Origin of the sequence: Bifidobacterium sp. (genome assembly GCF_022640935.1) — a bacterium.
Taxonomy (GTDB): Bacteria; Actinomycetota; Actinomycetes; order Actinomycetales; family Bifidobacteriaceae; genus Bifidobacterium.
Genome location: NZ_JALCCV010000047.1, coordinates 1 through 11,184, shown reverse-complemented (window position 1 = coordinate 11,184; position 11,184 = coordinate 1). Strand labels below are relative to the sequence as shown.

Genomic DNA, 11,184 nt, shown 5'->3' with positions numbered 1-11,184 from the left:
AGCAGCAGATGTCCGCCGGCGACGAAAGTGGCTACCGCCAGCTCGACCACATTGCGCGAGCAGGAAAGCACTGCGTCGAGCGCATCGGTGAGATCCGCCATGACCCGCGAAGCCTGCACGGTGCCAGATCCGGCATCACGCACGGCATCGCCGTCACCACTGTTCCCCATGCCTGTCTCGGCTTCTGATCCTGGCGGCTTCTGCGATTCTGCGGACATCGTGCCTCCAAACGGTTCGGTCATGAATACCCCTGTGCGCGTCGTATGGTTCGCACGACAGTATCCCAAGAATATGTCATGACCTTGGGGTCCGCCTTGGATTCCCCCGAATTTTGCCCCAAGCGCGACCAAGGCGTGCGCGGTACGCCCACGGAACAGCGTCGGAATATGTTTCGGCCCCGGGAGGCAGGAAGCCAACCGGGGCCGAAACGAATGCGAACCGCCGAACAGATCAGTTCAGGATGGCGAGCACGTCGCGCGAGGAAACGATGAGATAATCCTCGCCCTTGTAGTTCACCTCGGTGCCGCCGTACTTGGAATACAGCACCTTGTCGCCGACGTTGACGTCCATCGGGATGCGCTTGCCGTCATCATCACGGCGGCCCGGGCCGGTGGCCAAGACTTCGCCCTGCTGGGGCTTCTCCTTGGCGTTGTCCGGAATGAACAGGCCGGAAGCAGTCTGCGTCTCGGCCTCAGCCTGCTTCACGATGATCTTGTCTTCCAACGGTGTGAGTGAGATCGACACTGTGGACCTCCTCTTTCTATGTGAGAGAAATCGATTATTTCGCGCGGGGGCTCGCTTCCAGAGGCTGACGATCACTGTCGGCATCGTCCCGTTGCGCTCGTGCTTCATCGTAGCGCGAAAATTAGCACTCTGCCAACTCGAGTGCTAACGCTGAGAGTGAAAAGATACCGAGTGAAAAAACACCGTGTAAAACGAGCTGGCGCTAAAAGGCACCGGGTGAAAAGAAACCGCGCCTAATGTCACGAGTTCGCCCTGCGGGCAAGCACTGCCTCGATATTGCTGCCAAGGGAATCCGAACTCGCGTCCGGCACCTCCACGTCGGCCTCGACCTCGGCCTTGTGGAAGGCCTGTGCATCATTGAGCGCCCTGTCAACAGCGTTCCCGCCGGGCGAAACCGCTTCGGGCTCGCGGTCGCCGGACACGTCAGTCGTCCCCTGGGCAGCCGGATCAGTTGGCTGCGCAATCGCCGTGGCGACCTGGCGCGTTGACTTGATCTCCAAGCTCTCTGGTTCTTCGACGACGGTTTCGTCGCCACTACGGGCAGCACCAAGCGAAAAGGATATGAGATCCTGCTGCGCGGCCATGTCGAAAGCATCCAACGTCGGCGAGGCATGGATCTGCCTGAGCTGCGATGTAGCGTCATCGAGGCGTTCGGCCGGCTGCACAGCAGCAGCCGCAGCCGTTCGCGACGCATCGGAATCACCGGATTTGCCGTCGACAGCGCCGTCGGAGCCGAGGTCGAATGCGTGACCATGGGCTGCTGCGACATCGTCCGCCGAAGCCTGGGCCGGCTCGCTGCGACGACGGGACAGCGCGGCACGCCGATCCAGTTCCGCCCGTCTGAGCGCACGCCGAATCTCGCGCTGCTCCATGACGTTCGTCGGAGCGTCCTCACGCTTGTCCGCAGCCGACGACGCCACGGCATGCGCGGATTGCGCACGGGAACCGTCCGCACCCAGCGCAGCCTTGTCAACAGCCGACTTTCCATGCGCCGCTGAACTATCGCCACTTACGGCAGCGGCATCCGCCACCCGCAGCTCCCATGCCCGTGCCTGCCGCGATGCGCGGGCACCAAGCAACAACACCGTGATCAGCAGTGCGCAAGGAATGAGACCATAGAGCACGCTGAACTGAAGCACAACTGCAGACCCAACCACAGCAATCATGAGCGCCAGCAATGCGACCACAAGGATCCGACGGCGGCGAATCGCCTCATGGCGTTCACGGCGCACCTGCGCGATGCGACGGCGCCGGGCCTTTGAATCCCGTGATTGCGTTGGCTGCATAATTGCCCCTTTCACCGCCGACATGCCTTCATCGCAAAACCGCGTGCCGCCGTGCGCGTCGATCAGATGCAGCGACGGCGAAAACCGGTCCTCGCGATGCTCGATGACACGTTTCATGCTGTTGACCGTCTTTCCGGGCAGCCAACCGACCATCACGATCACGAGAATCGCGAGAACCACGATAGTACTCACCCACTCGTAACCCATACGCCTAACAATAGAAGACTTTCGGACGATTCGGAACGATTGCGTCCGGGCGTGTCGGCTGCTTCAGCCGATCGTCCGGCTTGCCAGACGTGCCGCAAAGCCCTCGGGAGCGTCTTCGCGCAGCAAGCTGTATGTATCGTGATCGCGCCAGTGGCCGTCGACATACATGTATTTCAAGCGGATGCCTTCATGATGGGCCTGCAGCTTCTGTGCCACACGACGGGAGCGGTCGTTGTGCGGCAGCATCGCGATTTCGATGCGGTGCAGCTGCGGCCCGTCAGGGTCCCGCATCGCCCAGTCCGCCAGCAGGGCGGCGGCCATCGGCGCGATCCCGCGCCCTGCATACCGCTGGTCTACCCAATAGCCGACCACCCCGGTGCGCATTGAACCATAGCTGATCGCGCCAAGCGATATCTGCCCCACGATGCGCATCTGGCATTCGATGGCGAACAGCGCGCCGGAACCATTGCTTTCGTCCCGGCGCTGGCCCTGCAACCAGGCATTGAAGCTCAGCCCCGGCCCGTGCACGGGGTCCCCCGACTCCCATGGCGACAGCCATGCGCGATTGCGCCAGCGCACCTCGTTCCATTCCTCGTAATCCTGCACGGCAAGCGGCCGCAGGCGGATGGCCACGCCGGAAGACGGAGCCCTGAGCTCGTGCGGCATGCGGATGGCGCGCCTGTCGGAGCCGAAGGCTTGGCGCAATGAACGGAATAATGGCACGACATCATTGTGCCACCTATAATCGAGGTGCACATGCTGCGAGTGGCGGCATCGGCGCATAAGGAGGACGGCATGGGGCAGCGCACAACACAGGACGCAGGCATCACAGCCGCGAAGCGGGCGTTGCGGCACGCCGCGCTGAAACGGCGCAGAGCCGTCGACGACGCGCACCGCACCGATGCCGGAGAACGGCTGGCAAGACTGGCCGAACGGCATGCGGCCAATTTGACTCCGCACGCTCTCGTCGCGGCCTACGTGTCCATGGGCACTGAGGTGCCCACGCTGCCGATGATCGATGCGCTGCGGACACAAGGGCTGCGCATGCTGGTCCCCCGATTGGGTTCAGGACTGCAGATCGGGTGGGGCGAACTGCGCGATAAGGCCGGGCTTGAACCAATGCCGCGTACCGCCTCTGGCGGGCTGCGGCCACGCGAGCCGCATGGCGCAACACTTGGGCCCCGGGCGCTGCATGACGCTGAGCTCATCATCGTCCCGGCGCTGGCCGTTGATGAGCAGGGGTCTCGATTGGGGCGTGGCGGCGGCTGGTATGACCGTGCGCTGGCCGAGCGGAATACGCGCGCCCGCATTCTTGCCGTGTGCTGGCCGTGGGAGGTCGTGCATGGACCGCTGCCCCGGCAGGATCACGACGTGCCAGTCGACGCCGTGCTTCGGTGGTGGGACGAGGACGAGGACGAGACATCCAGCTGCGTTCACGGCTGGCGAACCCGCGCGTGTCGGGGCCGGGACTAGGATGTGAACGGACTGAATTTCAGCCGAGTATCTGACGTAAGCCTGTGGAGGAAGACCGTTGCCAACCTATCATTACCGTTGCAGGAATTGCGGATATGATTTCACCGAATACCAATCATTCGATGACCAGCCCATCACCGTGTGCCCGAAATGCCATGAGGAACAGGTGCGCAAGGTGTTCTCCGCCGTACCAATCGAGTTCAAGGGCCACGGCTTCTACCGCACGGATTCAGGAAGCGGCGGCAGCTCGAAATAGCGGCACGGCCCATGCTGGCATGTCGGCTGGCTTGCTGGCGCAACGAAACGCCGAGATTGTGGATAACTCCAAACCTCCGACCACATAGGTCGCCGCGGGTGGTGGCGTGGCATTGATGTAGTTCACCATGAGGGAATGGCGAACTTATTTCATTTATGGAACCACGATCAGGCAACCGTTCCTGCACGCACCACACTGCACCGCAGGCGCGTTCTGCTTGGCCTGCGGCATGCGCTGATCGCGCTGCTGACCGGCCTCAGCGTGCTGTTCGGCCTGCAGGCCGTATCGTCCTCGCACCAGATGCGGGACGTAGTCGTTGCGGCCAGAACGCTGAAAGAAGGCGCACGCATCCGTGCGTCCGATGTTGAGATACGTCAGGTTCCTGAGACCGAACCGTGGCCTGGCGTAGTCCGGCTCCCCGCCGATGTCATCGGGCTGTACGCACAAATTGACATCGAGGCGGGTCAGCTGATTGCCGGCGCAATGGCCAGATCGCCGCCGGTTGTTCCCGCAGGCTTCACCGTGGTGAGACTGCAGCTGGCTGCGGATTCCTCGCGTATGCGGCCCGGAGACACGGTTTCGCTCGTTTCCTCCCTCGGCTGCGAAGATTCGAAAACTGGCGCAAATGACACGTGCATAATCACCGACTCTGCCCTGGTCATGGGCACAGCGACCCAGAGCGGCGAAGAACTCGGCGGCTCGGTGCCCTTCGCCCTAAAGCCTCAAGACGCTGTGAAAGCGCTGGCGGCGCAGGAGATGGGAGCGCTCATGGCAGTGGCACACTGATGTTGGTGGATGCCGTTGCCAGTAATCACTGATGGCTGGCACCATCCCGGACGACAGCGGCAATCGACGGCTCTTCTTCAGCCTCGTTCGCCGAACACCGCCCAGTGCGGCGGCAGCTCGCTCAGGATGCGCTGATCGTCATCGGCCTTGCGCTCGTCGTCGGGACGCATGTCGCCCGGTTCGAGTTTCACGCCATCCGCATCGAAGCGTTCCGCGCCGCGTCTGACCACACGCCTGTGCATACGCGGCGTGCGACGCTTCGGATCGTAGGCGCTCATCGATGCTCACCGTAGATGGCGCTGATACGCTCGACGATCCGGTCGACCTCGCGGTCCGGGTTCACAAAGGCGCCGACGCTCCAGACGCTCATGACGCTCCAACCCAAGGATTCAAGATCCTGCATCAGCACGCGGTGACGCCGGCGAGTGGACTGGATCCCCATGAACTGCGCATCATCAGTGAGCACGGCCAGCGCGAATGGTCGCCCTTTGAGGCCTATGACCAGCGGAATATGCAACCCGCGTTCGAAGCCGTAGTCAACAGCCACATCGAGCCCGCGGGCGCGAATGCGTTCGGCCAGATCGTTGAACAACACATTGTCAGCGGATTGCCGAGCCTCGGGGCGCACAGCGCCAGGGCGCACGGCACCGGGCTGGTCTGCGCCGACTTGTGCGGCGCCCGGCACATGTTCACCAGTATCAGAAGGCCGCACAGCTCCAGCCAGCCGCACAGGGCTGGTCCATCGAGTGTCGCCGGACGGGCGCGCCGAGTCGGTTGAATGATCTGGATCCGCGTGCCGAGCTGTGTCGGTTGCGGCAGCCGCCTCAGCCGAAGGCTGTGCGGTGCCGACCGATAGCGCAGTGTCGTTTGCCCGCCGCATATCACCCGACCGCACGGTGTTATTCGACTGCGTGGAGCCGTTGAACCCCGTGACGCTCTTTAATTGCGTGGGATCATCGGTGCGATGCTCGACCCATTGCAACATCGTTTTGAGCAGGCGCGGGCCCTTCTGGTGCAGACGTTCGTCGTCCAAATCCTGCGATCCGAACGCCGAAACGATGTCGACGTCCCGGTCGGCAAGCGCCAGAGCGTCCAAGAGCATGCCCTTGCCGCCTTCCCCTTCAAGATAGCCGAACTGCTGCAGCAGACGGCCGTGCGAGGTCTTGGCGTAGCACAGAGAGATGACCACGTCATTCGCGTGGGCTCCGGTCACCTCATTGATGCCCATGAGGCGCACATGCCGCAGGAACTTGCCCATTGCGGAGTTCTTCGCAGCGAGAGATTTGAGCTCGGCGCCTAGGCGGGTCCTGAACACCGCTGTCAGCGTGACCACGCCGAGCACATACCCGGCTGGCACAACAGTGAAGCCTGCGGCGCGCTGCGTGATGATCCTGATCACCTCATCGATCTCCTGCTGGCTGCTTTCCACCAGCCCGCTGGAAAGAACAGGAACGCCGACAGCATCGATCCGGTGGAAGCCGATGTGCCCTTGCATCGGCTCGGTCGTCACATCGACGCGCATATCGCCGTAACCCTGTTCCTGCAGAAATGCAGTGAGCGCCGGATGTCGCCGTACCGGGCGCGCAACGGTGGCGATGGCGGGCAGCATGTCGATCAGGGCTGCGAGCGCTTCGGACGTGACCGTGTCCTTGTGGGCCAAAACCACCACCTGCTGCGCGCGGCTGACGATCGACAGCAGCTGCGCCGAAGGCAGATGGGCTCCAGCGTCGATGATCGCGACATCGCACAGCGGGGCCGGCTCGCTCATCGCAGCAAGCGTCGGTGGCGTGGCAACGATGATGGGCTTGGCTGCAGCCAGAATTTGCGGATGGTCGCGTCGGATGCGGCTTAATGGCATCGAAGTCGATCCCGCCAGCACTGTATGCAGCTGATTCGCCTCCTGGGTTCTGGAGAACAGCAAATCGCACAGGCGACGCATCATCTCCTGACGCACCATGGGGCCGATGGAGCGCACATGCTCGGCATCGACCTGGGCGAAACGGTCTGCGGCGGCCTGCAAGGCAGAGCCATCCTGGTTGGAAATAATCGCCGAGGAACGCACGATGTCCTCGAATACCGTCGTCCACCACGACAACTGCAATTCGCCTTCCACCGCATCAATGTCGACATGCCGGTTGCGCAGATCCTCGACCAGCTCGCTCAGACCGACGCGTCCGAACTCCTGCTCCAGAACGCACCGGCCAGGCAAGGTGTCCAGCGCCATACGGTCGTCGTACAGCGCCTTGAGCCGCTCTTCAAGCGACTGAAAGCCAAGGGCCTCAAGGTTTGCGCCCTGCGGCGTGGAAGCAAGCACGGCATCAAGGGCCGTAAGGCTATCCATCAGCGCCTCTTGCGTCTCGAGAATGGCATCGAGTCTCGCCGGCAGCACCGGCCAGCCGCCATGCGGCACGAACAGGCGCCACTGCTCGGCCTGTCTGGCGACCACTTTGAGCGCCTCATGCAGGTCCTCCACCTGCGCGCCGACGCGCAGCAGGCTTTTGGCCTCCTTGATATGCCGACGTCGCTCCCAGAAGCCCATGGATGTGCCCTCGGCCTTGCGCAGCGCCTTGGGCTTGCTCGCCTCGATCATCGCATCGATGTCGCGCTCGAATATCTCAGATTGAAAAACGTCAAGCACCCGGCGCAGGTTGCGCAGCACCATGACTTGGCGGCTCCATTCCCGGGCGGTGGCAGGAATCGGGAATCCGCAGGTCTGCACGGTCGATGCGACCTGGTCGCGTGTGACTGGTAACAGCTTGCGCAGCACGTCCGAAGCGCGCTGGTAGGCCTTGACGGCTTCGTCCTCGCTCATTATGGAGGCCGCATACCATGCCGTATCCTGTGGCCCGATTGTGTATTCGCCCAATTCTCCAGCGCGTTTGAGCCGGTCATTCCATTCATCCATATGCTCGCCGACAGCGTGCGCCGATGTTTTGCTCAGCCGCACATGAGTCGTCGGATGAGTGGGGAGCACAGCGATGGTCGCCAGATTCTGAATCGTCTGATATGCGGAGACGCCCCACTGCTCGTTTACGCCGTGAAGATCGCCCAAATAGCGCGCCAGACGCGATCTGACCCCGACCAATTCATCGGAAAGCTGGTCAAAACGCGTCGAGTCCACGCCCGGCTGGAATCCGACCGCCTCGATGAGCTGACGATCAATGCTGCGGTTGATATGCTCGTCGGTCGCGTCAAGCACCAGACCGCCCAAGCCGCTGGCATTGACCGCAGCCATGAAACGCCGCTTCTGCTCGCCGACGCACGGCGCATAAAGCACGCTGCGCCCGTTCATCACGCACCTGGAGGCGATTGCCGCTGACTCCTGCGCGGTATCGCACCCGGCAGACACATCTACGAACAGGGAATTGCCGACGGCAGCCATATTCGCGGCATACCGCACGGTGTTGTCGACATCGCCGATCTCGAATTCGCTATGCGGATCACCGTCGAACGGGCTGTATGACAAAGGCGCCTCGCCTTTGAGCGAGGCCGCAGCATCCGCGTCTCCCGCCAAAGCGTCCAATGCCGCGTTGCCGCTTCCGCCGTGTTCCAAGGCGGCGATGATACTGCGAGACTCCAGCAGTATCTGCGCGGCCGGATCGAGGAAGCAGCCCAGAATGATGTCCCGCTCGATGTCGAAATCTGGAAACGCCCCGACGGCCTCTGCTGTGATGGCTTCGAACACGGCCGAAGTCTCCGGCGTGCCGCTCTCGTAATTCGCGCCGTCGAAAAGGGCAGCCTCGTCCAGATCGACGCCCTGCTCGCGCAGAGCCGCCACGAAATCAGGATTCAGCCTCACATGCCCGGTGAACCGTATCGTGGCATCGGTCTCACGGCCGTTTTTCTTGCGGTTGACCTCGACCGGGTACATGAGCACCGGCACGCCATTGCCCTTCCATTTGGCCACGCCGACGATCAACGACAAGGGCGCGAGGCCGCTGATCCGCATCTTCGCCGACTGGTCGTCCATCACACGCTCGAGCCGGCGTCCGGCGGCGCGCAGCATTCCTGCATCGCGGAACAACGCGTCCAATGCCGCCTGCCCGCTGGCGAACAACTGGGCGATGCCCGAAGGATGCGCATGCGTCATATCGAGTTGCGCGGTCAGCTGGTTGACATCTTCGAGCGGCGAAGGCTTCAGACTCCTGCGGTATTCCTCGCGCCACCGACGCAAACGATCCAATCCGGGCACGGATCGCGTAGCTGCACTGCTTTCACTCATACCCCGCTCACTTCCCTACCGCGGTGCGGTATTCTTCATATCCGGAATTCCTTGAAAGCGCCGCATCGATGTCCTTGTCGCCGAGCGCCGAAAGCCAGGCGTACAGATCGTCATACAGTGACGGGTTCATCGCCAGGAAGGGCAGCAGCTGCGGCCGCCGTGCCATCTCGAATTGCCTCGTGAAGTCAGCGGTCCGTTTCGCCTCGTCGGAAGTCATGCCATCAACTTCGACCGCCGGCTCGCGTTTGCCGAAATCCCCCCGTGAAACCCGTTCGAACACCGATCCGGGCTCGAACGCAGGCTTGAATACGGCGGTTTCGTCCGCATGCGCCTCACCATCCATGGGCCGCGCGCCACGTTGGGGCGTTCTGGTCCCGAACACGTCATGCACTTCGATCGCGGCATCGGCGGAATCACGCGGCGAATCGCCTTCATCGCGGCCGTTCCCGTCGCCAGCGGCGTCCGCAGGCGCATTGTCCGTTGGCTGTGCGAGCGCGTCGACGAACAGATCACGCGGAGCCGCGGCTTGCTGCCCGGGGCGCATGATGTTCACCGACATACGTTCGACGACATGCCCTGCCATGGGGAAATCATCCTGTCCGGCATCTGCAGGAGATGGTTGCCGGACGTCCTCCGGTCCGCCATTCGCATCATTCCGCATGTCGTCGGCCGGCTGCCCTTCGCCGGTTTCGTTGCCGTCTCGCACAACACCGGAGCCAGCGTGCATCATGCGCCCAGCGCCATTCTCGAAAGCATCGCCGCGCGAAACGTCGGATTCGTTGCTGCTGTTGCCCGATTCGGCATTCGAGACGCCATTCGCATCATCCTGAGGCGCAGCGCCGGGAATGTCGGCGGAATCATGCTCGTGCTCGGCGGCCGGATTTTCCTTCTCGGCGTCTTCGCTGGCATCCTCCCCCGCTTCTTCGCTGGCATCCGCGGATTCCACCGCATCCGCCGCCTCATGGGCCGGCAGGAATGAGCGCGCGGCCGAAGCTTTGAGCTCGTTCACCTTGGCTGCAACCGTGCTGGTGGGCAACGCCGTCGTAGGCTCGCCTGCTCGAAGATTGAGGATGTCGTCCACCGACATCGCAGCCACATCAGGCTTGGGCTTGGCCTGAGATGCTGCATAGGCAAAGAGATCCGCCACTTTCGGCTTAGTCTCCTCGCCGCGCTCAGGCGGTTCTTCCACGCGGATGAAATCGACCGGCACATCGCCGAACTGCATACGCACCGGCGAAGTCGGCAACAGGAAATCGACGCCGCCTTCCACACGCATCAGCGCGCCGTCCGCGCGCACCACATAGGTGCCATTGGTGGAATTGAGGTCGCGCAGCACAGCCGAACCATTCTCACTGACCGAAAGCACCACATGCCGTTTGGACATGGACCGGGACTTGTCTTCGATCTCCATGCGCTCAAAGCCGTCGTCCGGCAAGGGCCTGAGCGGCTTGCGCCCGATTTCCACGCTGTGCCCGGGCGAAACCTCCAGCTGCTGCGTACCATTGCCTTTGACGATCCACCGCTGTTCTGACACCGTACCGGCCTTCCTTTCCCGTTGTATGCACACGATCCCATTCACGACACTATGTGCCATTGTGTCATGTTTTGCGGAGAACCTCGCGGATTACCCTGATGAATTGACAACTTTCGCGCATTCGACGCCGGTTTTCGGCTCACTGCCGATTGCCCGCGCGGATCTTGAGGCCGGGCGAAGGCGGATCATCGCGGTATCCGCCGGCCCCGGCCCGCTGTCATTCCCTGGCATAACGCAAGACCCCGCCGCCGTGACTGATCACGGACGACGGGGCGATGCGACTCCTTGGGTCTGCGGCCATAGCCGCAACGACTACTTGAGCTCGACGGTGGCGCCAGCCTCTTCGAGCTGAGCCTTGGCCTTCTCGGCGTCTTCCTTGCTGGCCTTCTCGAGCACAGCCTTCGGAGCGGCGTCGACCAGGCCCTTCGCGTCGGCCAGGCCGAGCGAGGTGATGGCGCGGACGGCCTTGATGACCTGGATCTTCTTGTCGCCGATGGACGAGAGCACGACGTCGAATTCGGTCTTCTCTTCCTCGGCCGGGGCAGCGGCACCCGGAGCGGCGGCAACGGCGGCGACCGGGGCGGCGGCCTCGACGTCGAATTCCTCTTCGAAGGACTTCACGAACTCGGAGAGTTCGACCAGGGTCATTTCCTTGAACGCGTCGAGGAGCTCCTCG

General features: G+C 62.8%; 10 protein-coding genes and 1 pseudogene. 3 read left to right on the top strand and 8 right to left on the bottom strand.

Translation table 11 applies throughout. The features are described from left to right. The 4 genes and pseudogenes from LKG04_RS08465 to LKG04_RS08450 all read right to left on the bottom strand — a co-directional run. Nucleotides 1-242, bottom strand: a pseudogene (locus LKG04_RS08465) (hypothetical protein); the annotation flags it as partial. 208 nt (nucleotides 243-450) lie between these two features. Further along, nucleotides 451-744 (bottom strand): co-chaperone GroES, encoded by a 294-nt coding sequence (groES, locus tag LKG04_RS08460; protein WP_291760059.1) that lies wholly within the window; start codon nucleotides 742-744, stop codon nucleotides 451-453. A 239-nt stretch (nucleotides 745-983) separates the two neighbouring features. After that, nucleotides 984-2,222, bottom strand: coding sequence for a hypothetical protein (locus tag LKG04_RS08455; protein ID WP_291760063.1), 1,239 nt, complete (start codon nucleotides 2,220-2,222; stop codon nucleotides 984-986). 78 nt (nucleotides 2,223-2,300) lie between these two features. Beyond that, a complete protein-coding gene (locus tag LKG04_RS08450; protein WP_291760275.1) occupies nucleotides 2,301-2,903 on the bottom strand; it encodes a GNAT family N-acetyltransferase in 603 nt (200 codons plus the stop codon). Nucleotides 2,904-3,032: 129 nt separating this feature from the next. Between LKG04_RS08450 and LKG04_RS08445 the strand changes: the two genes are divergently transcribed. The 3 genes from LKG04_RS08445 to LKG04_RS08435 all read left to right on the top strand — a co-directional run bounded on the left by LKG04_RS08445 (nucleotide 3,033) and on the right by LKG04_RS08435 (nucleotide 4,752). Further along, on the top strand, nucleotides 3,033-3,710 hold the full coding sequence (locus LKG04_RS08445) for a 5-formyltetrahydrofolate cyclo-ligase (protein WP_291760066.1): 678 nt from the start codon (nucleotides 3,033-3,035) through the stop codon (nucleotides 3,708-3,710). Between the two features lie 58 nt (nucleotides 3,711-3,768). Continuing rightward, a complete protein-coding gene (locus LKG04_RS08440; RefSeq protein WP_291760069.1) occupies nucleotides 3,769-3,966 on the top strand; it encodes an FmdB family zinc ribbon protein in 198 nt (65 codons plus the stop codon). A gap of 135 nt (nucleotides 3,967-4,101) precedes the next feature. Next, complete coding sequence (locus LKG04_RS08435; RefSeq protein WP_291760071.1) at nucleotides 4,102-4,752, top strand: flagella basal body P-ring formation protein FlgA; 651 nt, start codon at nucleotides 4,102-4,104, stop codon at nucleotides 4,750-4,752. Nucleotides 4,753-4,829: 77 nt separating this feature from the next. On the opposite strand, the gene LKG04_RS08430 is transcribed toward LKG04_RS08435, so the two are convergent. From LKG04_RS08430 to rplL, 4 genes are all read right to left on the bottom strand, one after another. After that, nucleotides 4,830-5,030, bottom strand: a complete 201-nt coding sequence (locus tag LKG04_RS08430) for a hypothetical protein (protein ID WP_291760074.1) — start codon at nucleotides 5,028-5,030, stop codon at nucleotides 4,830-4,832. Then, nucleotides 5,027-8,974, bottom strand: coding sequence for a helicase (locus LKG04_RS08425; RefSeq protein ID WP_291760077.1), 3,948 nt, complete (start codon nucleotides 8,972-8,974; stop codon nucleotides 5,027-5,029). Before LKG04_RS08425 ends, LKG04_RS08430 begins: the two co-directional genes overlap by 4 nt. 7 nt (nucleotides 8,975-8,981) lie before the next feature. Next, nucleotides 8,982-10,508 (bottom strand): FHA domain-containing protein, encoded by a 1,527-nt coding sequence (locus LKG04_RS08420; RefSeq protein ID WP_291760080.1) that lies wholly within the window; start codon nucleotides 10,506-10,508, stop codon nucleotides 8,982-8,984. 312 nt (nucleotides 10,509-10,820) lie between these two features. Then, on the bottom strand, nucleotides 10,821-11,184 hold a 364-nt coding region (rplL, locus tag LKG04_RS08415), incomplete at its 5' end, for a 50S ribosomal protein L7/L12 (protein ID WP_291763804.1).